At 71.3% G+C, this 25,202-nt stretch carries 20 protein-coding genes; 11 read left to right on the top strand and 9 right to left on the bottom strand.

Features of this window, described 5'->3' with window-relative positions:
- Positions 1-38: 38 nt before the first annotated feature.
- Both VD659_RS14520 and VD659_RS14515 read right to left on the bottom strand, forming a co-directional pair.
- On the bottom strand, positions 39-2,081 hold the full coding sequence (locus tag VD659_RS14520) for a vWA domain-containing protein (RefSeq protein ID WP_423261787.1): 2,043 nt from the start codon (positions 2,079-2,081) through the stop codon (positions 39-41).
- A 161-nt stretch (positions 2,082-2,242) separates the two neighbouring features.
- A complete protein-coding gene (locus VD659_RS14515) occupies positions 2,243-3,625 on the bottom strand; it encodes a magnesium chelatase (RefSeq protein ID WP_423261942.1) in 1,383 nt (460 codons plus the stop codon).
- A 137-nt stretch (positions 3,626-3,762) separates the two neighbouring features.
- On the opposite strand from VD659_RS14515, the gene VD659_RS14510 reads away from it, so the two are divergent.
- On the top strand, positions 3,763-4,617 hold the full coding sequence (locus tag VD659_RS14510; RefSeq protein WP_423261786.1) for a phosphatase PAP2 family protein: 855 nt from the start codon (positions 3,763-3,765) through the stop codon (positions 4,615-4,617).
- A 56-nt stretch (positions 4,618-4,673) separates the two neighbouring features.
- Here the strand turns inward: VD659_RS14510 and VD659_RS14505 are convergent, their stop codons facing one another.
- Complete coding sequence (locus tag VD659_RS14505; protein ID WP_423261785.1) at positions 4,674-6,146, bottom strand: MFS transporter; 1,473 nt, start codon at positions 6,144-6,146, stop codon at positions 4,674-4,676.
- A gap of 119 nt (positions 6,147-6,265) precedes the next feature.
- Between VD659_RS14505 and VD659_RS14500 the strand changes: the two genes are divergently transcribed.
- The 8 genes from VD659_RS14500 to VD659_RS14465 all read left to right on the top strand — a co-directional run bounded on the left by VD659_RS14500 (position 6,266) and on the right by VD659_RS14465 (position 13,356).
- Complete coding sequence (locus VD659_RS14500) at positions 6,266-6,922, top strand: TetR/AcrR family transcriptional regulator (protein ID WP_423261784.1); 657 nt, start codon at positions 6,266-6,268, stop codon at positions 6,920-6,922.
- 97 nt (positions 6,923-7,019) lie between these two features.
- Positions 7,020-7,424, top strand: a complete 405-nt coding sequence (locus VD659_RS14495; protein WP_423261783.1) for a hypothetical protein — start codon at positions 7,020-7,022, stop codon at positions 7,422-7,424.
- A 96-nt stretch (positions 7,425-7,520) separates the two neighbouring features.
- Positions 7,521-8,597 carry a cupin domain-containing protein gene (locus VD659_RS14490; RefSeq protein WP_423261782.1) on the top strand — a complete coding sequence of 359 codons (1,077 nt, stop codon included), beginning with the start codon at positions 7,521-7,523 and terminating at the stop codon, positions 8,595-8,597.
- Positions 8,598-8,618: 21 nt separating this feature from the next.
- Positions 8,619-9,455 carry a fumarylacetoacetate hydrolase family protein gene (locus VD659_RS14485; RefSeq protein ID WP_423261781.1) on the top strand — a complete coding sequence of 279 codons (837 nt, stop codon included), beginning with the start codon at positions 8,619-8,621 and terminating at the stop codon, positions 9,453-9,455.
- A gap of 3 nt (positions 9,456-9,458) precedes the next feature.
- The gene (locus tag VD659_RS14480) at positions 9,459-10,220 is read left to right on the top strand and encodes a maleylpyruvate isomerase family mycothiol-dependent enzyme (RefSeq protein ID WP_423261780.1); all 762 of its coding nucleotides are present in this window, start codon (positions 9,459-9,461) and stop codon (positions 10,218-10,220) included.
- A gap of 32 nt (positions 10,221-10,252) precedes the next feature.
- A complete protein-coding gene (locus tag VD659_RS14475) occupies positions 10,253-10,723 on the top strand; it encodes a MarR family winged helix-turn-helix transcriptional regulator (protein WP_423261779.1) in 471 nt (156 codons plus the stop codon).
- Between the two features lie 47 nt (positions 10,724-10,770).
- Positions 10,771-12,222 carry an aldehyde dehydrogenase gene (locus VD659_RS14470; RefSeq protein ID WP_423261778.1) on the top strand — a complete coding sequence of 484 codons (1,452 nt, stop codon included), beginning with the start codon at positions 10,771-10,773 and terminating at the stop codon, positions 12,220-12,222.
- A gap of 24 nt (positions 12,223-12,246) precedes the next feature.
- The gene (locus tag VD659_RS14465; protein WP_423261777.1) at positions 12,247-13,356 is read left to right on the top strand and encodes an NAD(P)-dependent alcohol dehydrogenase; all 1,110 of its coding nucleotides are present in this window, start codon (positions 12,247-12,249) and stop codon (positions 13,354-13,356) included.
- Between the two features lie 59 nt (positions 13,357-13,415).
- Here VD659_RS14465 and VD659_RS14460 read toward each other — a convergent pair whose 3' ends face one another.
- From VD659_RS14460 to VD659_RS14450, 3 genes are read right to left on the bottom strand one after another with little or no spacing between them, the layout of a single operon-like run.
- Complete coding sequence (locus VD659_RS14460) at positions 13,416-15,419, bottom strand: primary-amine oxidase (protein WP_423261776.1); 2,004 nt, start codon at positions 15,417-15,419, stop codon at positions 13,416-13,418.
- Between the two features lie 37 nt (positions 15,420-15,456).
- Positions 15,457-15,981 carry a hypothetical protein gene (locus tag VD659_RS14455; protein WP_423261775.1) on the bottom strand — a complete coding sequence of 175 codons (525 nt, stop codon included), beginning with the start codon at positions 15,979-15,981 and terminating at the stop codon, positions 15,457-15,459.
- 18 nt (positions 15,982-15,999) lie between these two features.
- A complete protein-coding gene (locus VD659_RS14450; RefSeq protein ID WP_423261774.1) occupies positions 16,000-17,490 on the bottom strand; it encodes an APC family permease in 1,491 nt (496 codons plus the stop codon).
- Positions 17,491-17,679: 189 nt separating this feature from the next.
- On the opposite strand from VD659_RS14450, the gene VD659_RS14445 reads away from it, so the two are divergent.
- Together VD659_RS14445 and VD659_RS14440 are read left to right on the top strand one after the other, a co-directional pair.
- Entirely contained in the window at positions 17,680-19,200 is a 1,521-nt protein-coding gene (locus tag VD659_RS14445) for an APC family permease (RefSeq protein WP_423261773.1), read from the top strand.
- Between the two features lies 1 nt (position 19,201).
- On the top strand, positions 19,202-19,906 hold the full coding sequence (locus tag VD659_RS14440) for a helix-turn-helix domain-containing protein (RefSeq protein ID WP_423261772.1): 705 nt from the start codon (positions 19,202-19,204) through the stop codon (positions 19,904-19,906).
- On the opposite strand, the gene VD659_RS14435 is transcribed toward VD659_RS14440, so the two are convergent.
- From VD659_RS14435 to VD659_RS14425, 3 genes are read right to left on the bottom strand one after another with little or no spacing between them, the layout of a single operon-like run.
- The gene (locus tag VD659_RS14435) at positions 19,899-21,614 is read right to left on the bottom strand and encodes a (2,3-dihydroxybenzoyl)adenylate synthase (protein WP_423261771.1); all 1,716 of its coding nucleotides are present in this window, start codon (positions 21,612-21,614) and stop codon (positions 19,899-19,901) included. The genes VD659_RS14440 and VD659_RS14435 overlap by 8 nt on opposite strands.
- Entirely contained in the window at positions 21,595-23,682 is a 2,088-nt protein-coding gene (locus tag VD659_RS14430; RefSeq protein ID WP_423261770.1) for an acetate--CoA ligase family protein, read from the bottom strand. Before VD659_RS14430 ends, VD659_RS14435 begins: the two co-directional genes overlap by 20 nt.
- Positions 23,679-25,178, bottom strand: coding sequence for an FAD-dependent monooxygenase (locus VD659_RS14425; protein ID WP_423261769.1), 1,500 nt, complete (start codon positions 25,176-25,178; stop codon positions 23,679-23,681). The genes VD659_RS14430 and VD659_RS14425 overlap by 4 nt, the downstream gene beginning before the upstream one ends.
- Positions 25,179-25,202 lie beyond the last annotated feature (24 nt).

Here is a 25,202-nt window from a genome sequence, read left to right as displayed (position 1 = left end):
AGGGGAGCGTATCGCAGGCGGCCGCCCACCCGCGCGCATCAGTACCAGCCGCGCCCGAACATCCCGCCGAAGTCGTCTCCGGATGCGCCCCCGCCGTCTCCCTGCCGCGAACCCAGGTAGGAGCCCACGACGGCCGCGCTGAGATCGTCGGCCTCGGGCGCCACGACCCGGCCGCCCACACGCGTGGCCATGGCGGCGATGAATCGGGCGAGGCCCGGGTCGTCGCCGAGCCGGAAGAAGGTGGTCTGGGCACCGAGCCGCATCGAGTTGTCGAGCTCGCGCACCGCGTAGGCCACGGTCACCGGATCGGGCGGATAGCTGAACACGATCTCACCGTCGGGCTCCAGGTGCGAGGTGGGCTCGCCGTCGGTCACGATCAGCAGCACGGGCTGGGCGTTCGGATGCTTGCGGAAGTGCCGGTTCGCCAGCAGCAGCGCGTGGTGCAGGTTTGTGCCCTTGTCCCACTTGGCCTCCAGGCCCACCAGCTGCTCGATGTCCATCACCTCCGCGTGCCGGCCGAAGGAGATCAGCTGCAGCTCGTCGCCGCGGAACCGGCTCGTGATCAGGGTGTGCAGGGCGAGCGCGGTGCGCTTCATCGGCACCCACCGGCCGTCCATCGCCATCGAGAAGGAGGTGTCGACGAGCAGGGCCACGCAGGCCTGGGTGCGGGCCTCGGTCTCCTGCACCTCGACGTCGCCGATCTCGATCCTGACGCCGCCACCCGTGCGGGGACCGTCGGCGGCCGTTCTGGTGATCGCGTTCGTGATCGTGCGCGTGACGTCCCACGGTTCGGTGTCGCCGAAGGCCCACTCCCGGGTGGAGCCGGAGCGCTCCCCCGCAGCTCCGGCCTGCCGCAGCTCGCGCGCACCCTGCCGCCCGGAGAGCCGCTGGGCCACGTCGCGCAGCAACGCCTTGCCGAGCTGCCGCATCGCCTTCGGGGTCATGGTGAGCCGGCCGTCGGAGCCGCGCTTCATGGTGCCGGTGTCCCGCAACGCCTTCTCGAGCTGCTGCAGGGTGCGGGCATCCACGGCGGCCTCGTCGCCGAGCTGGCGGGCGAGCTTCTCGAGATCGAGGTCGTCGATGCGCGAGCCGTCGTAGCCCTGCGAGAGCTGCTCCGAGAGCGCGTCGAGCTCGGCGAGGTCCTGGAAGACGCCCGTCCCGTCGCCGAGGCCCAGGCCCTGTTCGCCCTCCATGCGCTCGGCGCCGCTCCAGTCCTCGCCGGGGCGGAGCGAGCGCAGATTCCCGTCGAGCTCCGCGAGCGACTGCATGAGCTCGGGTGAGCCGAAGGCCTGCTGGGCGAGGGCGTCGAGCTCGGCGCGCTGTTCGGGGCTCATCGAGTTGCGCATCCGCTGCGCCGCGGCCGCTCGCTCGGCGAGCGCGTCGAGGAGTTCGTCGATGTTCTCGGGGCCCTCCGGGAAGAACTCGCCGTGCTTCGCCATGAACGCGTCGAACTGCTCCGGGGTGTCCTCCCCGCGCTGGTGCGCCTCCAGCAGCGTGTTGAGGTCGCCGAGCATCTCGGTGATGGCCGCGCGGTCGTCGTCGGTGGCGTTCTCGAGGGCGTTCTTCATTCCGGCGAAGCGCTGGTCGAGCAGCTCGCGGCCGAGCAGGTCCTTGATCTTCTCGAAATCGGCGCGCGCCTCGCGGCTCTTCCAGTCGTAGCCGTTGAGCTCGCTCACGGCGGCCGCCGGCGAGGCCGGCAGGGCGTCGAGCTGCATCTGGGCGAGGGCGCGGTCGCCCTCGTCCATCAGGGCGTCGCGGGCGAGCTGCTTGCGCTCGGCGAGCACGGCCTGATCGAGCAGCTGTCTGATCTCCTGAAGGGTGCCGTCGAGGTTGTGCCGGCGGGTGAGTTCGCGCCGGCGCTCCGCCACGCGCCCCGCGAGGTCGTCGAGTCCCGCCTGCTCGCGGCCGCCGCGGCGCAGGAACTCGCGCATCGCCTGCTCGGGCGAATAGCCGGCCATCACGTCCTGCCCGATCGCGTCGAGGGCCTCGGCGAGGTCGACCGGCGGGGCGAGCGGATCGGGCCCGCCGGCGTACTTGCCGTACCGGGCCCCCCGGGTGAGTCGCCGATTGGCCCTAGCCACGACGCACCCCGCACCCGACGGCACCGGCACCGGCCGCCGCCCGCCCCCGAGACGACGGAGACGACGCCCGGATGCCGCAGACGACGGACTCCCGGCCGGCACCGGCTCGCGGCATCCGTCGTTCCGGCGCGAGGTGGCAGGCGCCGACGTCTCCGCGCGCGCTAGCCATAGATGGTCTCGCCCCCGCCGGTCTCCTTGCTGATGCGCCGCGAGAGGTACAACCCCTCGAGCGCGAGCTCGATCGCGCCGGCCCGCTGGCCGTCGCTCGTGGCGCCGAGCCGCTCGCACACCTCGTCGTAGAGCTCCGACTCGCCGAGCGAGGGCAGTCCGGTCAGGAAGTCGCGCGCGGCGACCTGCTCGCCGGTGGTCACCATCGTGCCGGCCTCCAGGGCGTCGACGAGGAGCCCGAAGTCGATTCCGCGCAGGTGCGCCCGCACGGCCTCGGCGGTCGCCGTGCGCAGCAGGTGGTCGAGGATCTCGTCCTCCCTCCCCTCCTCGCCCGACTCGAACTCGATCTTGCCGCCGAGCACGTCGACGGCGGTCTCCAGGTCGACCGGCCGGGCCACCGCATCCGGCTCGCCCTGGCGGGTGGCGCGGTGCAGGGACGCGGCCGCGATGGTCTCGGCGCCGGCGATGGCGAAGCGCGCGCTCACGCCGGAACGCTGGTCGACCGCGCTCGATTCGCGGAGGGCGCGGGTGAAGCGCGCCAGGATCTCGACCAGGTAGTCGGGCACCTCCGCCACGAGCTCGGCCTCCTGCCGGATCACGGCCACCTCGTCGGCGAGCTCCGTGGGGTAGTGGGTGCGGATCTCGGCGCCGAAGCGGTCCTTCAGCGGCGTGATGATGCGGCCGCGGTTGGTGTAGTCCTCGGGGTTCGCGCTCGCCATCACGAGCACGTCGAGGGGCAGACGCAGCACGTAGCCGCGGATCTGGATGTCGCGCTCCTCCATCACGTTGAGCATCGCCACCTGGATGCGCTCGGCCAGGTCGGGCAGCTCGTTGATGGCCACGATGCCGCGGTGGCTCCGCGGGATCAGCCCGAAGTGGATGGTCTCGGGGTCGCCGAGCGAACGCCCTTCGGCCACCTTCATCGGGTCGACGTCGCCGATGAGGTCGGCGACGCTCGTGTCGGGCGTGGCGAGCTTCTCGACGTAGCGCTCCTCGCGACGGCGCCAGGTGACCGGCAGTTCGTCGCCGAGCTCGGCGGCACGCCGGATGCTCACGCTCGTGATGGGCTCGAACGGGTGCTCCCCGAGCTCGGAGCCCTCGATCACGGGCGACCACTCGTCGAGCAGGCCCGCCAGGGTGCGCAGCAGGCGCGTCTTGCCCTGTCCTCGTTCACCGAGCAGCACGACGTCGTGCCCGGCGAGGAGCGCGCGCTCGAGCTGCGGGATGACGGTGCTCTCGAAGCCGTGCAGCCCCGGCCACGGGTCTCGGCCCTCGCGCAGGGCGGAGAGCAGGTTGTCGCGGATCTCTTGACGCAAGGGCTTCAGGACGTGCCCGGAAGACCGGAGCTCGCCGACCGTTGCGATGGTTGGACGCATCACCTTTTCAACACTAAACCCGCCCGGATGCGCCGCGGTCGCCCGACCGGAATCTCCCGGGCGGAGGGCGGTCGCGCCGCGCCGGCCTGAGAGTTCTCCCCGGGCGGTCCGGCAGGCGGCGCGGTACCGTCTCAAGGATGAGCCCGCACACGAATCCGCCTCCGCCCTCCGAGACGGGGGTGCGCGGCGAGCTCGGCGACGACCGCTTCGTCGGCTCGACCGACCTCACCCGGTGGGACACCCGCGGCGGCCGCGGCCTGGCCCGGCTGGCGCACCGGATGAGCGAGCGGCTCGGCCAGAACGGCACCCTCCTGGTGCTGCTCGCCGTGGGGCTGCTCGTGGTGGGGCTCCTGAGCGTCGCGGTGGCGGCCGTGTACGACAGCATCACCGACGCCGACGGCGTGGCCGGCCTCGATCAGCCCCTGCTCGAGTTCGCCATCTCCCTCCGCTCCCCCGTGGCCGACGTGATCGTCACCGGTTTCACCGAGATCGCGGGGCCGATCGGCATGCCGGTGATCGCCGTGACCGCGCTCCTGATCCTCTCGATCCACCGGCGCTCCTGGACCCCGGTCATCCTCATCGTCGCGGCCGGAGGCGGCTCGCTGCTGATGACGATCGCCGGCAAGAACCTCATCGACCGCGTGCGTCCGCCGCTGGCCGACGCCGTGCCGCCCTACGAGTTCTCGGCGTCGTTCCCGAGCGGCCACACCCTCAATGCCGTGGCCGTGGTCGGCATCATCGCCTACCTGCTGATCCTGCGGCAGAAGCGGCAGCGCACGCGTGTGCTCACGGCCGTCGCCGCCGCGGTGTTCGCCCTCCTGGTCGGGCTCAGCCGGGTGTTCCTCGGCCATCACTGGTTCACCGACGTGCTGGCCGGCTGGCTCCTCGGAGCCACTTGGCTGCTGCTCGTGATCACCGCGCACCGGCTGTATCTCACGGTGCACGCGCGCCGGCATCCGCAGCCCCTGCCCACGCCGCCGACCGGGCCGTGACGCGGAGAAGGGCCGCCCCGCAGGACGGCCCTTCTCCGCGGTGATCCGCCGCCCGGCTACTCGCCGAAGTCCTCGACGCCGGCCGCGACCGCCTCGCGGCGACGGGCGCGCAGCCCCGGAGCGGCGAGCGCGGCGGCGATGGCGAGAACGCCGACCCCGGCCGAGGCCCAGAACCCGATCGTGAACGCCTCGTCGAGGGGGGCGCCCTGGGCGCTCACGTTCGAGGAGATGAGCGCGGCGATGACGGCGGTCCCGATGCTGCTGCCGATGGTGCGGATGACGGTATTGGCGCTGATCGCCTCACCGGTCTGCGCGGCGGGCACGCTCTCCACGATCGCGTTCGACGCCGAGGCGAGCGCCATGCCGATACCGATGCCGGTGAGGATGCCCGAGGTCAGGATCTGCCACTCCTCGGTGTGCCCGAGCGCCGGGATGAGGAACGCCACGGTCACCGAGACCGCGCCGATGATCATCGGGATCTTCGGCCCGACCAGGCGGATCAGGATGCCCGCGACGACGCCCGAGATCACCATCGCCACGACGGTCGGCAGCAGGTAGAGGCCCGATTCGGTCACATTCTTGCCGAAGCCGTAGCCGAGCGCCGTGGGCAGCTGCAGCAGGGTCGGCACGAGGATGAAGGTGCCGAACATCGCGAAACCGAAGGCGAGCACGGCCACGTGCGCAGTCCACACGCCGCGGTGCTTGAACAGGCGCACGTCGATCAGCGGGTTCTTGACGCGCAGCTCGACGAACACGAACACCACGAGCGCGACGGCGCCGAGAACGATCAGGCCGACGGTCTTGACGTCGCCCCAGCCCCACTTCTCGCCCTCGCTGATGGCGAGGAGCAGGCCGACGAGTCCGACGGTCAGGATGCCCGTGCCGAGCACGTCGAGGCGGCCCGGAGTGCGCACCGGCGACTCGGGGATGCCGAAGATCGCGCCGAGCAGCGCGATGGCCACGAGAACCGCCGGGAGCCAGAACAGCCAGTGCCACGAGAGGTTCTCGACGATCGGGCCGGCCGCGACGATGCCGACTCCCGCGCCGATGCCGAAGATGGCCGAGAGCAGACCGATGGTCACGCTCACGCGATCCTTCGGGAGCTCGTCGCGCACGATGCCGATGGAGAGCGGCATCACCGCTCCGGCGGCCCCCTGCAGGATGCGCGCGACGATGAGCACGCCGAGGTTCGGAGCGAGAGCGGCGAGCACCGTGCCCGCGAGCAGCAGCACGAGAACGACGATGATGACCTTGCGCTTGCCCACCATGTCGCCGAGGCGCCCGAGGATGGGCGTGAGCACGGCGGCGGAGAGCAGGTAGGCGGTCAGCACCCAGCTCGCGTCGCTGGTGGCGACCCCGAGGTCCTTGCCGATGGTGCCCAGCGCGGGCGCCACGAGCGACTGGAGCACGGCGAACGACAGACCGCCGAGCGAGAGGAACAGCACGATGGCGGTTCCGCGCCGGCGCGGACCGCTCTCGGCGGTCATCGAGGTCGAGCCCGTGGACGGGCTCTGGGCGGTGGTGGACATGCATCTCCTCGGGTATGTAAGCAGTCGCTGACTTAGAGAGTATTCCTCCCTCGGGGCCCGATGTCAACATGGGTTTACTTGCCACCGCGACCGCGTAAGCTGGAGGCAGGAAGTGAGAGATGAGCAATCAGACAGAGTTGTCCGCCGAGATCGCCCCCGTCCCAGCCCACGAGGCCGACGACGAGCTGATCCGGTCGGGCCGGGACGCCGAAGCCACCCGCCGCGCCCTCGTGCGCGCCGCCCGTCGCCGCTTCGCCACCGACGGCTACCGGGCCACCACCGTGCGACAGATCGCGGCCGACGCGGGCGTGAACGTCGCCCTCATCAACCGCTACTTCGTGTCGAAGGACGGCCTCTTCGAGGCCTGCATGGCGCGCACCTCCGACGAGCTCGACACCCAGACCGAGGCGCCCACCCGCCCTTCGGACATCGACGGCGTGATCGATCGCCTCATCGCCCACGTCGTGAACGCCCCGAACGGCGACGACCCGCTCCAACTGCTGCTCCTGCTGCGCTCCTCGGGCGACGAGAACGCCGACCGCATCCGCCGCAACACCCTCGAGCACTTCACCGAGAAGCTCGCGGCCGCCGCCGGCTGGAACGCCGACGAGCCCGACACGGCCCCCCTCCTGCTGCGCGCCCAGCTCGCGATCGCCACGATGCTCGGCGTGGTCATGCTGCGCGCCTCCGCCGGGGTCGAACCCGTCGCATCCGCCGGCCACGACGAGCTGGCGGGGCCGCTCGACCAGCTGTTCCGCACGCTCTTCGAGGGCTGAGCCGCCCGGCGGGTGCGGCCGAGCGCTCCACCGCGCGTTCACCGTCCCGTCGCCGCGCCCGCGACCGCCGTTCAGATCATCGGGGCACGCTGAGCGGATGCACCATCGACACCGGCCACGCGCCCGGGGAATCCGCGGTCTCGTTCTCGTCGCGGCGGTCACCCTCGGAGTACTCGGCCCGGCCGCCGTCGCCACCGCGGCCGGAACCGACCCGAACGACGGCTCCACCCAGGGGATCGTGGTGACCGTCCCGGTGCACTCCGCACCCCCGAGCAGCACGCCGACACCGACACCCTCGCAGACGCCGTGGCCGCAGACCACCCCGAGCAGCGCTCCCGCTCCGGACGACGCGGATGCCGACAGCGGCTCGACGGGGCACGGATCCGGCGTCCGGCTCTCCGAGACCGGCATCGGCTGGCCGGCCCTGGCCCTCGCCGCCGCCGCGCTGCTCGCCGGCGCGCTGGGCCTCGCCCTGCGCCGCAGCGCCCGCCGTCGCGCCTGAGTCGATGATCCGGTCTTCCCCCGGAGAGCGATCGGTCATATAGTTGGGGTACTGACGGTTTGCGGCGATGGCGTCGCAACGACGAGAGGACCTGCGATGCAGCAGATGGACGGCTCCGCCGACACCCCCGAACTCGAGCAGCTCTACCGTGACTTCGCCGCGAACGACATGGCGCCGCTGTGGACCCAGCGCGACGACCTCATGCCGATGACCCCGTCGCCGCAGGCGATCCCGCACGTCTGGCGCTGGAAGACGCTCTTCGACATCGCCGAGCGCTCGGGCGAGCTCGTGCCCGTCGGGCGGGGCGGGGAACGCCGCGCGGTCGGCCTCACCAACCCGGGCCTGCCGGGCACCGGCTACGCCACCCCGACGCTCTGGTGCGCCATCCAGTACCTGGGCGGCCACGAGACGGCCCCCGAGCACCGGCACTCCCAGAACGCCTTCCGCTTCGTGGTGGAGGGAGAAGGGGTGTGGACCGTGGTGAACGGCGACCCCGTGCGGATGAGCCGCGGCGACCTGCTGCTGACCCCCGGCTGGAACTTCCACGGGCACCACAACGACACCGCGAACCCGATGGCCTGGATCGACGGCCTCGACATCCCGTTCGCCAGCCAGATGGACGTCGGCTTCTTCGAGTTCGGCTCCGACCGGGTGACGGATGAGGCCTCCCCCGAGTTCTCCCGCGCCGAGCGGCTGTGGGCCCACCCCGGCCTGCGCCCGCTGTCCGCGCTGGAGGACAAGGTCTCCTCCCCCCTCAGCGCCTACCGCTGGGAGTACACCGACGCCGCCCTGACCGAACAGCTGAAGCTCGAGGACGAGGGCTTCCCGGCCACGGTCTCGCAGGGTCACGCGGCCATCCGCTACGTCAACCCCACCACCGGCGGCGACGTGATGTCGACCATCCGGTGCGAGTTCCACCGTCTGCGCGCCGGCGCGTCGACGGCGCCCACGCACGAGGTGGGTTCGGCGGTCTGGCAGGTCTTCGAGGGCTCGGGCACCGTCGTGCTCGGCGATCAGGAGACGCGCCTCGAGACCGGAGACCTCTTCGTCGTCCCGTCCTGGGTGCCGTGGTCGCTGCACGCCGACACGCAGTTCGACCTGTTCCGCTTCACCGACGGCCCGATCATGGACCGCCTCAACTTCTCCCGCACCTTCGTCCCCTCGGCCTCCTAGCCCCAGCAGAAAGCACCGCACATGAAACTCGCCACCCTCCGCACCCCGGCCGGCACCGTCGCCGTTCGCGTCGACGAGACCGATGCGGTCGAGATCGACGGGTACGCCGACGTCGGCGCGCTGCTCGCGAACACCGACTGGCGCTCGATCGCCGAGACGGCCGGCGGCCTCGCGCATCCGCTCGACGGCATCGCCGACACCGCGTGGGCGCCGGTCGTGCCCGCCCCCTCGAAGATCGTCTGCGTGGGCCTCAACTACCGCAACCACATCCTCGAGATGGGCCGCGAGCTGCCGGAGTTCCCGACGCTCTTCGCCAAGTACCCCGAGGCCCTGGTGGGCCCGTACGACGAGATCGTGCTGCCCGGGTACGCCTCGCACGCGGTCGACTGGGAAGCCGAGCTCGCCGTGGTGATCGGCACGAAGGCACGCCGCCTGAGCCCCGAGCAGGCCGTCGGCGCGATCGCCGGCTACTCGGTGCTCAACGACGTCACCATGCGCGACTACCAGTACCGCACCCCGGAGTGGTTCCAGGGCAAGACCTTCGAGGCCACCACCCCGTTCGGCCCGTTCCTCGTGACCCCGGATGCCTATGGCGTCGACACCGACATCCGCACCGAGGTCGACGGGGAGGTCATGCAGCACTCGAACACGAGCGACCTGGTGTTCGGGCCGGCCGCGCTCGTCTCCTACATCTCCCAGATCGTCACCCTCAACCCCGGGGACGTGATCGCCAGCGGGACACCCGGCGGCGTCGGCCACGCCCGGAAGCCTCCGCGCTACCTCGGCGACGGAGCGGTCCTCACCACCGTGATCGAGGGCCTCGGAACACTCCACAACCCCGTGCGGGTCGAGGGCTGAGCGATGGCGGCGCGCACCGACCAGGTCACCGACCCGGCGATCGCCGCGGCGCTCCTGCTGGCGCGCCGCGGGCAGGCCTACTACTCCCGCAAGCTGAACGAGCTGAGCGACGCCGACTTCGACGGCCCCTCCCTCCTCTCCGGGTGGGACCGCCGGCACCTGATCGCGCACGTCGGTCTCAACGCCCGGGCGATCACCCGCCTGGTGGAATGGGCGCACACGGGGGCCGAGACCCCGATGTACGCCTCGCCCGCGCAGCGGAACGAGGAGATCGAGTTCTCGGCCACCCTTCCCACCCAAGCCCTACGCAACCTCTCCGATCACGCCGCCATCCACCTCACCGTGGAGTGGCGCGACCTGCCCGAGCAGGCCTGGTCGAACGAGGTGCGCACGGGCCAGGGCCGCATCGTGCCGGTCTCCGAGACGGTCTGGATGCGCACCCGCGAGGTGTGGATCCATGCGGTCGACCTCGGCAACGGCGGCCGCTTCGAAGACTTCCCGGCCGAGCTGCTCGACGCGCTCCTGACCGACATCCTCGGCGCCTGGGATCGCCGCCGCGAGGCCGAGGGGCTTCCCCGATACCTGCTCGAGGCCGTCGACCGGCCGGTGCCGACGGTGAACACGATCCCGGATGCGACAGCCGCCAGGGAGGCGATCGTCGTGCGCGGCACGGCTGCCGCCCTGGCGCGTTGGGCCACCGGCCGCGGCACCGACGGGGTGCTGTCCTCGGACGGCGAGCCCGCCGCCGCACCGCGCTGGCTCTGAGCCCGCCGTCTCCGCTCTGCGAGAATCCGGTGATGGAGCACGCACAGCACGAGCAGCACGAGCAGCACGACGTCTCGGAGTACACCGGCTACCTCATCCGGCGCGCGCAGCAGGCGCACGTGGCCGTCTGGCAGCGAGAGGTCTCGGCCGAGATCACGAGCGTGCAGTTCGGCGTGCTCAACGTGCTCGCCGGCACTCCGGGGGCGAGTCAGCAGCAGCTGGTCGAACGCCTCGACCTCGACCGCTCCACCATCGCCGACATCGTCGCGCGGCTCGAGCGCCGCGGACTGATCGAGCGCGTCCGCGACGGCGCCGACAAGCGCCGCAACATGCTGCACCTCACCACGCTCGGCGAGGGAGAGTTCGCCGCACTCCGGCCCCGGGTCGCCCGGATGGACGAGGTGCTCACCCGAGGCCTCGCCGACGACGAGAAAGCGGAGCTCCGCCGCCTGCTGAAAAACATGTTACAGACTTTCGTTGTTCGGAGTGATACCGTTACATAGTCGCAGGGATGCGGCGCGAATCAGTCAAAGGCGACAAGGGAGTTCTGATGCAGACCCAGCTCATCATCGACAACGAGGCACGAGATGCCCGTGATGGCCGAACGTTCGAGCGGCGCAGCCCGCTGAGTGGAGACCTCGTCACCGAGGGCGCCGCGGCCAGTGTCGAAGACGCGCTCGATGCCGTGGAATCGGCGGCGACCGCGTTCACCACGTGGAGCACCACCGGACCCAGCCAGCGGCGGGCGGTGATGCTCAAGGCCGCGCAGATCATGGAGCAGCGCACCCCCGAGTTCATCGAGACCATGATGTCCGAGGTCGGTGCAGCCGGGCTGTGGGCCGGCTTCAACTCGTTCCTCACCTCGCAGCTGTTCCTCGAGGCCGCCGGCCTCGCGACCCAGATCCAGGGCGAGACCATCCCCACCGACAAGCCGGGTGCCCTGTCGATGACCGTGCGTCAGCCCGTCGGCGTCGTGCTCAGCATGGCTCCGTGGAACGGTCCGGGCGTGCTCGCCGCTCGGGCGATCGCCTACCCGATCGTCTGCGGCAACACGGTCGTCTTCCGGGCTTCGGAGACCAGCCCGAAGACCCACGCGATCATCGCGGAGATCCTGCACGAAGCGGGCCTCCCCGCGGGAGTGCTCAACTTCATCACGAGCGCGCCGGAAGACGCCGAGCGCGTCGTCGAGGCGATCATCGCCCACCCGGCCGTGCGTCGCGTCAACTTCACCGGCTCCACCCCGGTGGGGCGCAGCATCGCCCAGGTGGCGGCGAAGTACCTCAAGCCCGCCCTGCTCGAGCTCGGCGGCAAGGCGCCGTTCGTGGTGCTCGACGACGCCGACATCGACGGCGCCGTGAACGCCGCGGTCTTCGGGTCGTTCCTCTACCAGGGCCAGATCTGCATGTCGACCGAGCGCTTCGTGGTCGACGAGTCGGTGGCCGACGAGTTCGTGTCGAAGTTCACCGAGCGGGCCAAGTCGCTCGTCGCGGGCGACCCGCTCACCGACCCCGCCTGCATCGTCGGGCCGATGGTGCGCGCAGAGTCCGGAGCTCGCATCAACGCGCTGATCGACGACGCCGTCGCCAAGGGTGCGGAGGTCGTCGTCGGCGGCCACGCCGACGGCGCCGCGATGTCGGCGACCATCGTCGACCGCGTCACCCCGGCGATGGACATCTACGACCGGGAGACCTTCGGCCCGATCACGACCGTCGTGCGCGTGTCGGGCGTCGAGGAGGCCGTGCAGGTCGCGAACGACACCGAGTTCGGTCTCGCGGCGGCCGTCTTCGGCAAGGACAGCTCGCGGGCCTTCCAGGTGGCGCTGCGCATCCAGGCCGGCCACGTGCATGTGAACGGCGCGACCGTGCAGAACGAGGCCCAGGCTCCCTACGGCGGCACCAAGGCGAGCGGCTACGGCCGCTTCGACGGGCGTGCGGTGATCAACGAGTTCACCGAACTCAAATGGGTCACCATCGAGCCCTCCGACCAGCAGTACCCGTTCTGAGCACGCGACCAGGAGAGAAGCCAGATGACGACGACTGTCACGGCCGCGGTCGCCCGCGCGCCCCACGAACCCCTCACCATCGAAGAACTCGAGCTCGACGACATCCGGCCCACCGAGGTGCGGGTGAAGCTCGCGGCGAGCGGTGTCTGTCACACCGACGCGATCGTCCGCGACCAGGTCTACCCCACGCCGTTGCCGGCCGTGCTGGGCCATGAGGGCGCGGGGATCGTCGAGGCCGTGGGCTCCGAGGTCACCACGGTGGTCCCCGGCGACCACGTCCTGCTCGCGGCCGCCTACTGCGGCCACTGCGACCTCTGCCGTGCAGGGAAGATGGCGTACTGCGAGAACCTGTTCGCCGCCGACTTCGGCGGCCGCAGGACGGACGGCACCACGGCCCTCAGCAAGGACGGCGAGGTCATCTCCTCGCACTTCTTCGGCCAGTCGTCGTTCTCGACGCACGCCAACGTGGTGCAGGAGAGCGTGATCAAGATCGATCCCGATGTGCCGCTGGACATCGTGGCCCCGCTGGGCTGCGGCATCCAGACCGGCGCGGGCACCGTGCTCAACGAGCTGCAGCCCTCGCTGAACAGCACGCTGGTCGTGCTCGGCACGGGCGCCGTCGGTGCGGGCGCAATCATGGCCGGCCGGGTCGCGGGATGCTCGAAGGTGATCGCGGTCGACATCCACGAGTCGCGGCTCGAGCTGGCGACCGAGCTGGGCGCCACGCACACGGTGAACACGCGCGACTCCGACCTCACCGAGGCGATCCTCGAGATCACCGGCGGCAAAGGAGCGGACTACGTGGTCGACACCACGGCCCGCCCGGAGCTGCTGCGCAAGGCGGCCGACGCCCTGGGCATCCGCGGCACCCTCGTGCTCGTCGGAGCGGCGAAGCCGGGCACGGAGGTGACGTTCGAGATCGGTCTGTCGCTGGTGAAGGGCTGGACCTTCAAGACCGTGGTGCAGGGCAGCTCCGTTCCGCAGGTCTTCATCCCGAAGCTGATCGAGCTGTGGAAGGAAGGACGCTTCCCGATCGACAAGCTCGTGAAGCACTACGCCCTCGAGGACATCAACCAGGGCTTCGAGGATTCGGCCTCCGGAGTCACGGTGAAGCCGGTCGTGGTCTTCGCCTGAGACCACAGCAGAAGGACCCCGCAGCCGTGTGCTGCGGGGTCCTTCTGCTGTCCGGGGCGTCAGTGGCCGGGGTGTGTGTGCCCGTCGTGTGCGCCGTGATCGTGGTTCGCGCTGTGGTCGTGGTGCGCCACGCAGTGCTCGGCGGTGGATTCGGGGATGTCCAGCGCGGGGTTGCCGTCGAAGAACCCGCTGGGCTTGAGCGAGAAGCCGGTGCGGTGCACGGGCATCACGGGCCAGTCCTCGGTGCGGGTGATGTGGTGCACGCCGAAGGTGTACCAGAGCACCACGTCTTCGTTCTCGAGCGGCCGGTCCTTCGCCACGTAGGCCGGCAGGCCTTCACCGCCCGGGCTCTGGTAGGGGTAGTCGCCCGCCGCGAAGCGCTCCTTCTCGTCGTACTGCGTGACCCACAGCTGGTGGCGCAGGAACCCGGCGCGCTGCAGCACCGGCGCGTCGTCGTGCAGGAGGTGCTGGGCGTTCTCACCCGGCATCACCTTGTACGACACCGGGTCACCGGCCACATTGAGCACATCGTTGTTGACGACCTTCCACGACCGCGCCCGGGCGAAGTCCAGGTCGCGGCCCGATCCGGCCTCGGTCGTGAGCGGCGTCGACACGGTCTCCCAGGCGTTGCCGTAGGGGTTGTCGGGGCCCAGCGGCAGGGCGCGGCTGTCCACCTCGACGACGGTGTTGCGGGGGCCGTCCACGGCCATGTCGAGACGCGCGTTGAAGAAGTGCTGATGGTGCGGCGCGTACAGGCCCGGAGCGATCCGGGCGCCGTGCCGCGGGACCTCGCCCTCGGCGAAGGCGCCCATCGACATGATGCCGGTGAGCTTCACCTCGCACTCGATCGTGCCGTCCTGGTAGAGGTACCAGTAGAAGCCGTAGTCGTAGTTCGCGAGCGTCATGAACTGCGAGATCACCAGGCGGCGCGAGCGGCGCACGATGCTGCGGCCGGTGCGCAGGTCGGTGTGCTTCCACATCACCCCCGCATCCTCCTCGTGCAGGCAGATCGCATTGGCGAGGGTCTCGCCGGTGCCCGCCGAGTCGGTCAGCGCCACGTCGAAGTAGCGGATCTCGCCCACGCAGTCGCAGCCGAGCTCGAGACTGTTCGCGTTCTTGCCCAGGCCGTCCTCACCGCCGTCGAACACGGCCTTGCGGATCTGGGTGGGCGCGGTGTCGGCGTAGGGCACCACCATCTCCGAGATCGAGATGCGGTGCGCGATCGAGCGCAGCCGGCCCTTGTCCTCGTAGCCGAGCTGATGCAGCACGAGGCCCTCCCGCGGCGTGAAGCCGACCCGGAACCGCCACTTCTGCCAGGACACCTCGTGGCCGTCGACCGTGAAGCTCGGGCCCTCGGGCTGCGTGATCTCCAGGGGCTTCAGGTCGGTGCGCGCGCCGGGGAAGGTGGGGATGTTCTCCGGGTTCGCGATCTCCTCGGGCGTCCAGAACTCCCCCGGGCGCTCCGGGATCGGCACCACGCCGGCGTCGGTGACCTCGAGCACCTCGCGCGAGTCCAGGTCGACCAGCACGGTGAGGTTGTCCACCGGATGCGCGTACGCGTTCTCGTCCTCGCTGTACCGCACGTAGGTGAGCGGCCGGTTCAGCCGCCGGGAGGGGGCGTCGTCCTCATCGAGGTAGGCGCACGGCCACGGCTCGATCATCACGTGGTCGTACTCGGTGACGCCGCGCTTGTGCATGGCCTCCTGCCAGCGCGGGTCGCTCCGCACGAGCTCCTCGACCGCGAGGAAGTCCTCGAACAGCAGCCCCGGCTGCACGTCGGGCACGTGCACCACCGACAGAACGGAGCCGGACGTCAACGAGACCACGGCCTCCAGCGTGCGGGCCGACTCGACGTCGCGGATGACGAGGAACGCACGACGCTCGACGTCGGCACCGCCGGCGTGGGCCTCGAGCTCGGGCTTCGTCGGCTCCTGCCGCTCGATGCTCACGAAGCGCGCCGTGCGGGGGAATCCCTCCGAAGCGCGCACGAGGGCCGAAGCCCGGGAGATCTCGGCCGCCGACAGCGGATCCAGCGGGTGGGTTGTCTCAACGGATGCTGACACGATCATTCCTTCTTTCCTGGAGCGGAGACGACGGCGGTCAACGGACGACCGCCGCCATCATGGTGGTGAGGGAGCACAGCATGCAGGCGCGCGCCACGACGGCGTTCCGGCCTCCGGACCGCCTGAGCCACGACCGGATCGCGGAGACCGCGATGGCGGCGAGCAGGCCGAGGAGGAGAACCAGGAGAGCCGCCCCGTTCGAGCCGTGACCGTGCCCGCCGACGCTCTCGGCGGTGTGACCCGAGCCGAGAAGGGGCAGGAACGCCATGGCGATCAGGCCCAGCGCCGGATCGAGGGCGCCTCGCGGAACCGGAGCGCCGTGCCCCGATGCCGCACGCAGTCGCCCCCACAGCGCGATCCCCAGCGCGCCTGCGACCAGGATCGCCGTCCAGGCGAGCGAGGGAAGCACGGGCGGCCCGAACAGACCACCGTCGGCCATCGCAGCGACCATCGCCACCGACGCCGCCAGAGCGGCCGTGGAGCGCGGGCGGGCCCGGCGTGCGACCGAGGTCAGCGCGAGTTCGACCACCGCGAATCCGAGGGCGACGGCGTGCAGGATCATCGAGGAGACCCGCGGGGATCACTCGTGGAGGGTCGACGCGAGGGCTGCGTACTGCTCGGGGGCGCGCGTGCGCATCACGAGCGCCCGCACGGCGCCGCCCACGGCGGCCAGCACGATGATGCCCACCAGCACGAGGCTGACCGGACCGTAGAACGGGTTGCCGTCGGCGTCGAACTCCCCGGTCAGCAGCGGGAAGTAGATGAGCACGAACACGATCATCCCCACCAGCGCGACCACGCTGAGCACCGGCGCAACGATGCGCTTCCAGACGCCGACGCCGGCCGGCCACCGGCGGAAGTACATCACCACGCTGACCGACACGACAGCCATGAGCACGAGCACCGACAGGGCCGCGACGCTCGGCAGCCAGGCGAAGACCTGCACGACCGGATCGAGCCCGAGCAGTGCGAAGACGACCACCAGCACCACGCTGACCACGGTCTGCACGGCCGCCGCGCGACGCGGGGCGCCCGTCGGCTCGTGGACCTCCGCCAGGTAGGCCGGGAGCACGCCGGCCTGGGCCATCGACCGCTGATAGCGGTTGAGCACGTTGTGGAACGACAGCACGGCGGCGAAGAGGCTCGTGATCAGCAGCACCTCGACGGCGACCTGGCCGAAGGAGCCCAGGTAGCGGTCGGCGGTGGCCAGGAGCATCGAGCCCGGGTCGGCGGCGGCCACGTCGAGGGCCTGACTCGGGCCCCAGGCCATCACGAGCATCCAGGAGGAGACGACGTAGAAGAGCCCGACGAGCAACACGGCGAGGTAGGTCGCGCGCGGGATCGTGCGGGCAGGGTTGCGGGCCTCCCGGCGGTAGATCACCGTGGCCTCGAACCCGATGAACGCCTGGGCGGCGAACACCAGGCCGATCGCCGGAGAGCCCGAGAAGATCTCCGACGGGGCGAACGGCTGCAGCGAGAGACCCTCCCCGCCCCCGGTCACCACGACGGCGACGGTCAGCGCGAGCACGACGAGCAGTTCGGCGATCAGCAGCACCGAGAGCACCTTCGAGCTCGTGTCGATGCGCTGGAAGCCCAGCGCGCCGGCCACCAGGAGGGCGAGCACGGCGAACACCCACCAGGGCACGTCGAACCCGAAATTGCCCGCGAGCGTGACTTCGATCACATAGCCGAGGTACGAGGCGATTCCGACGATCAGCGACCAGTAGGCGACGAGCGCGACGTAGGAGGCGGCGACCCCGGGGACCCGGCCGGCGCCCTGGGAGATCAGGGCGAAGAAGCCGCCGGACTGCGTGACCCGCGCCGCCATCGCGACCAGCCCCACCGAGAAGAGGATGAACGCGGCGCCGGCGACCGCGAACATGACCGGCAGGCCGATCCCGTTGCCGAACAGGAAGCCGAGCGGGACCACGCCCGCGAGGATCGACAGGGGCGACGCGGCCGCCGCGACCATGAAGACGATGGTGGCGGTACCCAGCGTGCCGGCCCGGCCCGTTCCGGCCGCGGACTCGGCCGGAGCCGGAGCCAGCGGGGGCTGCGATGATGTAGTCATGACGCTCCGATCTGCTCAGCGGGGGTGCTGATGACTCGACCCTGCCCCGCTCCCGTTGCATCGCCGTTTCGGGACGGTGACGTCTTCTCGACCTCGCGCGAGACACTCCTCTGTCGTGTCTTAAACGGGGTCGTCGGCCGGAAACGAGCGCGTCACGCGCGCGAAACGCCCGCGGCTTAGGGTCGCGACATGCGTGATCTCGAGGCGTCGATCAGGAAGTCGATGACCCTCGTGCGGCCGCGCACGAGCCGGGCCCGCATCCGGGTGCCGAAGCGGTCGCCGCTCGCGGAGCTGCGGCGACGCTCGGTGGGTCCGCTGGATCTCTTCGGCCAGTCCATCTCCGCCGTCGCGCCGTCCGCCGCGGGAGCCACCATCCCGGTGGCCCTGTACGCCGTCGCCGGCGACGCGAGCACCCTCTCGCTGCTGATCGGCTTCGTGCTCATCGCCTTCGTCGTGGCCACGGTCACCCAGTACGCCCGGCGCATGGTGACGAGTGGATCCGTCTACAGCTATGCCGCGTGGGCCGGCGGGGTGCGCACGGCGACCGCGGCGGGGGCCGCGCTCCTGGTGGGCACGCTCGGCATCACCGTCGGGGTGCTCGTCGGCGCGGCGTCCTCCGCGCGCGTGCTCCTCCGCTTCGCCCTGCCCGCCGTGCCCGTCGACGCCTGGATGCCGCTGCTGCTCGTGCTCGTGGCGGTGCTCGGACTCGCCCTCTTCGCCATCGGCGTGCGGCCGTCCACCCGCATCACCCTGATCGTCGAGCTGCTGGCGGTACTCGCCATCGTGGTGGTGATGTCGGTGCTGATCGTCGCCAACTGGGGCGTGGTGCCCCCGTTGATGCCGACGGAGGCCGACCCCGCGGCCGTCGGGGCCGGCGCCGCGGTGGCCGTGGGGCTGTTCGTGGGCTTCGAGACCTCGGCGACCCTCGGGGCCGAAGCGCAGAGGCCGTTCCGCGACGTGCCGCGCTCCTTCGTGCTCTCGGTGGTGGTCGCGGCGGTCATCTTCGCGCTGAGCTTCTTCGGGCAGTACGCCGGCTTCCAGACCCGGGGCGCCTTCACCGCCGTCGGCGACGTCGACCCGTCCACCCCGGGCACCTCGACCCTGCTGGTGATCGCTCTGGACGTCGGCATCCTGCTCTCCTACCTCGCGGCCTTCATCGCGTCGCTGAACGGCGTCATCCGGCTCGTCTTCACGCTCAGCCGCGACGGACTGCTCCCGGCGGCGCTCGGGCGGGTCGACCGGCGCAACCGGCTCCCGATGCGGGCCGCGTACGGCGTGGCCGGGCTCGTGCTGCTCACCGCACTGGCGGCGATGTCGTTCACGGCACGCCCTGAATCCGTCACCGGCGTCGCCCTCTCGACCTCGGCGATCGGCTGCGGTCTGGCCTACGCGATCGCCTGTCTGCTGCTCCCCCGCTTCCGGCGGAGGATCGGCGAACCCCTCCTGATCGCGAGCGTCGCGGCGTACGCGGTGGGATCGGCGATCGTCGTGGTCGTGCTCTGCTTCGTGGTCTGGAACCTGGTCGAGGGCGTGGTCGCCGTCCTGGTTCCGGTGCTCCTGATCGCGGCGGTGTGGGCGGCGTTCGCGCTCAAGGTCCGTCGACGGGGCATCGTGACGGTGGGCGTGTACGACCAGACCGACGAGCGCGATCTGGTGCCGACCGGGGTCGAAGCCCGGTTCGAGACCTCCGCCCACGCCTCCGAGCGCTGACATGAGCCGCGAACAGCCCCTTCGCGATCTGAACAACAATCAGCCGCGCGCCATCGCGCACGCCCTGGCCGTGCTGGAGGAGATCGCGACGGCCGGCTCCGGGGTGACGGCGCGCGACATCGCCTCGCGACTCGGGCTCTCCCCGGCCACGACCTACCGCATCCTGAACCTGCTCGTGCGCGAGGAGTACGTGGTGCGCCTCGGCGACCTGAGCGGCTTCGCGCTGGGCGCCCGGATCGGCGCGCTCGCCGAGTCGCACCCGGCGGTCGGGGTCACACGCGCCGTGGCGTCCACCGTCGGCGGCATCCGCGCGGCGCTCGGCATCGCGGTGCACCTGTTCAGCGTCTACGGCACGCGCATCCGGGTGCTCGACGAGGACGACCGCTTTCCGCTGCAGGAGCGGAGCCACGTCATCAACGACCTCGCCGCCTCGGCCGCCGGGCGTCTGGTGCTCGCTGAGGAGGAGGCGGATGCGGCCGAGCCGGAGTGCATCCTCGATCCGGACGGGCGCCCCCTGATCGCCACCCTCGAGGCGGGGACGGCCCGGAGCACGTCATCGATCGCCATCGGCGTGCGCGACGCCGACGCGGTGCTCGTGAACGTCGTCATGGCCGTGGCGGGGCATGACTACGTGGCGGAGCACCGCGACGCCATCGTGCGCGAGCTGCGGCGGGCCGCCGAGGACCTCGCGCCGCTGCTCAGCTGAGACCGGAGGCGAACGAGGCCGCCGAGCGGGCGTCGACCGCCGAGCCGGGCGCCAGCGGCCCGCGTTCGGCGAGGTCCTCCCGGAGCGCCTTCTTGTCGATCTTGCCGATCTTCGTCATCGGCATCTCGTCGATCAGCACGAGCACCTCGGGCAGCTTGAACGCCGCCACGCCGGCCTCGCGCATCACGTCCTGCACCTGGGCCAGGGTGAGCGACTCCGAATGCTCGCGCACCATGACGTAGGCGCACACGCGCTCGCCGAGATCGGAATCGGGCATCGCCACGGCGGCGACCATCTCCACCGCGTCCAGCCGGTAGATGAGGTTCTCGACCTCCTCGCCGGAGACCTTCTCACCGGCACGGTTGATCATGTCCTTGTTCCGGCCCTGCACGATCAGGTTGCCGTCGGGCCGCAGCTCGACGATGTCGCCCGTGATGTACCAGCCGTCCTCGGTGAACGAGCGCTTGTTGTGCTCCGGCGCCCGGTAGTAGCCGAGCAGCGTGTAGGGCCCCCTGGTCTCCAGGACGCCGTGCTCGCCGGCCGGCAGGATGCGCCCCTCCTCGTCGACCACGCGCACCTCGTCTCCGGAGGACACCGGGCGGCCCTGGGTCTGCACGATCACGTCGTGCGGGTCGTCGAGCCTCGTGGTGTTGATGAGGCCCTCGGCCATGCCGAACACCTGCTGCAACCGGCAGCCGAGAACCGGCGTGACCCGCGCGGCGAGCTCGTCGACCAGCCGCGACCCGCCGACCTGCAGAACGCTGAGGCTCCCCAGACGGCCGGTGCGGTGCTCGGCCTCGTAGTCGATCCACCGCTGCACGACCGCGGGCACGGCGGCGACATGCGTCACTCCGTGGCTCTGGATCGCCGCGAACGCCTTCTCCGGCTCGGGCGAGGGGAGCATCACCACCCGGGCGCCGAGGGCGAGGGCGCCGAGGAAGCCCGGGCAGGCCAGGGGGAAGTTGTGGCCCGCCGGCAGCACCACCAGGTAGACGCTGCCGGCATCCATCTCCGCGGTCGCGGTCGTGGCCACCAGGTTGTAGGCGTAGTCGTTGTGCGAGCGCGGGATGAGCTTCGGCAGCCCCGTCGTGCCGCCGGAGAGCAGGAAGACGGCCACCGCGTCGGGCGAGATGTCGGCGGAGTCGAAGGCGAGCCGCAGCGCGTCGGGGTCGTCGGGCAGCTCGCAGAGCGCGTCGAGACTCACGTTGTGGTCTCCGGCCACCCCGGCGACGATGACCGAGCGCACGCTGTCCACCGCCTCCTTCAACTGGTCTCCCAGATCCTGGTGATCGAATCCTCGGTGCGAGTCGGGGACCACGACCGCCACGGCCTCGGCATGCCGGGCCAGGTATTCGAGCTCGAAACGCCGGTGCGCCGGCAGGGCCATCACGGGGATGACCCCGGCGCGCAGGCAGCCGAGAGTGAACACCGCGAAGTGCCAGCTGTTGGGCAGCTGCACCACGACGCGGTCGTCGGCCGCGATGCCGAGGTCCAGCAAGCGGCGGGCCACGCCGTCCGCGCGCTGGATGAGCTCGCGGTAGCTCAGGCGCGTGTCGCCGTCGACGACCGCGACGTCGTCGGGGTGGTCGTCGGCCGCGCGCCAGATGGCGGCCCAGAGCGGTTCGTCGCGCCAGAAGCCCTGCGCGCGGTAGTGGTCGGCCAGGTCCTGAGGCCACGGCACGAGGCCGTCACGAGTCGGCGTTGACATCGTCGTCCTTTCGGGGAATGAGCACCGCGTCGAGGGCGACGATACCGTCGACGGTGAGGCGCACGGGGTTCAATTCGAGTTCGTCGATCCACGGGTTCCGGAGCACCAGGGCGCCGAGTGCGGCGAGGTGGCCGGCGAACGCCGCGATGTCGAGCACGGGGCCGCCGCGCCAGCCGAAGAGGAGCTCGCTCCCCCGGAGCTCGCGCACGAGCGCCTCGGCGGCCGCGCGGGTGAGGGGCACGGAGCGGATCGCGACGTCGGCCGAGGCCTCTGCGGCGACTCCCCCGAGACCCACGAGCACGATCGGTCCGAACACCGGGTCGCGGCGCACGCCCACGATGAGGTCGACTCCCCCGGGAGCCATCCGCTCGAGCAGCACCCGCCGGCTGCCGATGCTCTCGAGGGCGTCCAGCGCGGTGTCGAGCGCCGCGTGATCGGAGATGCCGAGGTGCACACCGCCGAGCTCCGTCTTGTGCAGCACCGCGGCGTCGACCAGCTTGACCGCGATCGGTGCGCCGAGCTCGTCGAGCGCGGCGTGCGCGGCCGTGCGGCCGGTGTCGAGGGCGACCACGCGACTGGGCGGGATCGGGATGCCGAGCGCGGCGACGAGCGCCTTGGTGGCCGGCTCGTCCCATCCGCCGGTGTCGTCGACCACTGGGGCGACGAGCGGATCCTCCGCGAGGCCGGCTTGGTGCTCGGCCTCGGCGCGGATGCGGGCGTCCTCCACGACGGCGGCGAGCGCGCGGGCCAGGGCGCTCGGCCCGGTGAGGAACGGGAGTCCGGCCGCCGCGGCCGCGGCGCGCACCGGAGCGATCTCCGACGCGGGGCCGTCCATGGCCACGATCACGGGCGTGTCCGCGCCGGCCTCCCCGACGGCGCCGACCATGTCGAGCACGGGCTCGGTGAGCCCGTAGACGCCGACCAGCTCGATCGACGCGTCCGCCGCCACCGTGCGGACGACCTCGGAGAACCCCGGGCCGGGCCTCCCGGTGTCGACCGGGTTGGCCTGGAACGTGAGCGGCGGCAGCAGTTCGCCGAGCCGCGCGACGGACCGGTCGGACAGCCGCGGCACCCGGACCCCCGCCTCGGCGAGCGCATCGGCGATGAGCAGGCCGGGGCCCGCCTGGCCGGTGACCAGGGCCACCCCGGGTGACGGGTGCGCGGCGAGCCGGCCGGCGCGCAGGCCCGCCACCGCCGCCACCAGCTGGTCCTCGTCGTCGACGAGCACGGCTCCGGCCTGGCGCAGCACCGAGCGGGTGGTGCGCCACGACGTGGCGAGCGCGCCGGTGTGCGACTGGGCGAACTCGGAGACGTCTCCCCGGCCCACGACCAGGGCCACGACCGGCTTGCGCGCCGACGCCCGGCGCACCGCGGCCAGGAGCGCCTCGCCGTCGCGGGTGCTCTCGAGGTGCAGGGCGATCACGCGTGTGCCCTCGTCGTCGGCCAGGTACTCGAGCACCGCGGCGTGGTCGACGTCGAGCCCGGCGCCCAGCCCGACCGCGAGACTGAGGCCGAGGCCGGCGCCCGCGAGACGGTAGGACAGCAGATGGTTCACGCCGCCGCTCGACGCGACCACTGCGACGTCACCGGCCGGCAGCTCGTGCGCGCCCGGCACGAAACTGGCGATGAGCGATCGGGCCGGAGCGAAGAAGCCGGAGGTGTTGGGCCCCAGCAGGCGCAGTCCCGAGGCCGCGATCGACGCCTGCACGGCCTCGTCGAGGGCGATGCCCTGCGGCTCGCCGGTCTCGCCGAAGCCCCCGGAGCACACCAGTGCGGCCCGCACCCCGGCCTCGGCGCACTCCGTCAGGGCATCCGGGGTCGCCGCGGCGGGAACGCAGAGCACCGCGAGGTCGGGACGACCCCCCTCGGCCGCGATCAGGCGCGCTCCCTCGGCGACCGTGGCCACGAATCCCGGCACCCCGGCTCGCGGATTGACCAGGGCCAGTGGAACGCCCGCGGTCGACAACGAGCGCGCCATCACCGCGCCGAGTTTGTCGGGCGACGTCGACGCCCCCAGCACGAGGATGCCCCGGGGGGCGAAGAGGGGCGCGAGCACCTCCACGGTCATCGGGCGATCACGGCCGAGGCGCGCCCGGAGAGGATGATGGTCTCGGCGAGATCGGGCTCGAGGCCGGCCAGCTCGACGAGGACGGTGAGGCCCGGCTTGATGCTCACCGCTTCGGCGGCGGCGATCCGCTCGTTCTCCGAGCCCCCCGTGACGATCACGAGTCCCGCCGATTCCGGAACGGGCTGCGGAGCGGTCGCGTCGAGCACGAAGGCCTCGTCCGACGACAGCCGGGTGCCCGAGGCCTCGTGGATGAGCTCCCCGTCGCCGCCCCAGGTCAGGGCGCGCCCGAGCACGGTCTCCTCGCCCACCGTGAGCGGCGTCGCGAGCACCGTGCTGCCGTGGCGCTTCGCCCAGCCCTGTTCCGCCAGCTCGGCGAACTCGGGATCGCGCACGCGGATCTTGCTGAGCGGGATGCTACGGGAGAAGAAGTGGAAGCCGAACTGCCACGGCTCGAAGGCGTCGTAGTAGTCGCCGAAGTTCTCCCACCAGCGGAGGCTGGGGCCCGCCGCGTTCTGGATGCGCGCCACTTTCGGCACGCGTTCGCCCTCGTAGGCCTCGAAAGCGGCGGTGAGGTCGTCGGGCCGCTCGCTCAGCTCGCGGGCGAGCACGATGGCGTCCTCCATCGCCATCTTCGTGCCGGAGCCGACGCTGAAGTGCGCGGTGTGCACGGCGTCGCCGAGGAAGGCCGTCTTCCCGGAGTGCCAGCGCTCCGTGCGGCGGGTGCGGAAGTTGGCCCAGCGGGAGTTGTTGGTGAGCAGGGTTCCCCCGGCCAGCTCCGCCGAGAACAGCTCGGTGAGGTAGGCCCGCGTCTTCTCGTCGGAGGGGCCGGGGGGCTGAGTCACGTCGAACTCGTCGAGCCCGGCAGCGCGCCAGGTCTCCTCGTCGGTCTCGACGATGAAGGTGCTCACCTCGTCGCTGATCGGATAGGCGTGCACGGCGAAGTTGCCGTGTTCGTTCTGCTGGTGCAAGAAGGTCAGTCCGTCGAAGATCGTCGTGGTGCCGAACCAGATGAACTTCGCCTCCGCCGTCTCGACGTGGTGGCCGAGATCGCCGATCATCCGCTCGCGGAAAGCGGAGTTGGCGCCGTCGGCGGCCACGACCACGTCGTAGTCGCCGAGGTCGTCGGGGGTCACGAACTCGCCGAAACGCAGCTCGACCCCGGCGTCGCGGGCGGCCTCCTGCAGCAGATGCAGCAGGGTCTTGCGGTGGATGGCCGCCATGCCGTTGCCGCAGAACGACACGGTCTCGCCCTTCAGCCGCACGTCGATGCGATCCCAGTGCACCCCGAAGCGCGTCAGTCCGTCGCTCAGCACCGGGTCGGCCGCGTTGATCGCGGTGAGGGTGGCATCGGAGAACACCACACCGAATCCGAAGGCGTCGGATGCCTGGTTGCGCTCGAAGAGCGTCACGGTCCAGTCAGGGCGGTGACGCTTCATGAGCGTCGCGAAGAACAGTCCGCCAGGGCCGCCACCGATGGTGGCAATACGTTTCGTCATTGAAAGATCTCGCTTCAGTACGGG

This window comes from Herbiconiux sp. 11R-BC, assembly GCF_049472555.1.
Taxonomy (GTDB): domain Bacteria; phylum Actinomycetota; class Actinomycetes; order Actinomycetales; family Microbacteriaceae; genus Herbiconiux.
The sequence above is the reverse complement of the archived record's forward strand: the minus strand, read 5'-3'. Positions and strand labels throughout refer to the sequence as shown.

Coding starts and splice junctions, on each gene's coding strand:
- VD659_RS14515 (WP_423261942.1), bottom strand. CDS start 3,625: ATGCGTCCAACCATCGCAACGGTCGGCGAGCTCCGGTCTTCCGGGCAC.
- VD659_RS14465 (WP_423261777.1), top strand. CDS start 12,247: ATGACGACGACTGTCACGGCCGCGGTCGCCCGCGCGCCCCACGAACCC.
- VD659_RS14450 (WP_423261774.1), bottom strand. CDS start 17,490: ATGACTACATCATCGCAGCCCCCGCTGGCTCCGGCTCCGGCCGAGTCC.
- VD659_RS14445 (WP_423261773.1), top strand. CDS start 17,680: ATGCGTGATCTCGAGGCGTCGATCAGGAAGTCGATGACCCTCGTGCGG.
- VD659_RS14425 (WP_423261769.1), bottom strand. CDS start 25,178: ATGACGAAACGTATTGCCACCATCGGTGGCGGCCCTGGCGGACTGTTC.
- VD659_RS14470 (WP_423261778.1), top strand. CDS start 10,771: ATGCAGACCCAGCTCATCATCGACAACGAGGCACGAGATGCCCGTGAT.
- VD659_RS14455 (WP_423261775.1), bottom strand. CDS start 15,981: ATGATCCTGCACGCCGTCGCCCTCGGATTCGCGGTGGTCGAACTCGCG.
- VD659_RS14475 (WP_423261779.1), top strand. CDS start 10,253: ATGGAGCACGCACAGCACGAGCAGCACGAGCAGCACGACGTCTCGGAG.
- VD659_RS14500 (WP_423261784.1), top strand. CDS start 6,266: ATGAGCAATCAGACAGAGTTGTCCGCCGAGATCGCCCCCGTCCCAGCC.
- VD659_RS14495 (WP_423261783.1), top strand. CDS start 7,020: ATGCACCATCGACACCGGCCACGCGCCCGGGGAATCCGCGGTCTCGTT.
- VD659_RS14510 (WP_423261786.1), top strand. CDS start 3,763: ATGAGCCCGCACACGAATCCGCCTCCGCCCTCCGAGACGGGGGTGCGC.
- VD659_RS14490 (WP_423261782.1), top strand. CDS start 7,521: ATGCAGCAGATGGACGGCTCCGCCGACACCCCCGAACTCGAGCAGCTC.
- VD659_RS14440 (WP_423261772.1), top strand. CDS start 19,202: ATGAGCCGCGAACAGCCCCTTCGCGATCTGAACAACAATCAGCCGCGC.
- VD659_RS14485 (WP_423261781.1), top strand. CDS start 8,619: ATGAAACTCGCCACCCTCCGCACCCCGGCCGGCACCGTCGCCGTTCGC.
- VD659_RS14430 (WP_423261770.1), bottom strand. CDS start 23,682: ATGACCGTGGAGGTGCTCGCGCCCCTCTTCGCCCCCCGGGGCATCCTC.
- VD659_RS14505 (WP_423261785.1), bottom strand. CDS start 6,146: ATGTCCACCACCGCCCAGAGCCCGTCCACGGGCTCGACCTCGATGACC.
- VD659_RS14435 (WP_423261771.1), bottom strand. CDS start 21,614: ATGTCAACGCCGACTCGTGACGGCCTCGTGCCGTGGCCTCAGGACCTG.
- VD659_RS14480 (WP_423261780.1), top strand. CDS start 9,459: ATGGCGGCGCGCACCGACCAGGTCACCGACCCGGCGATCGCCGCGGCG.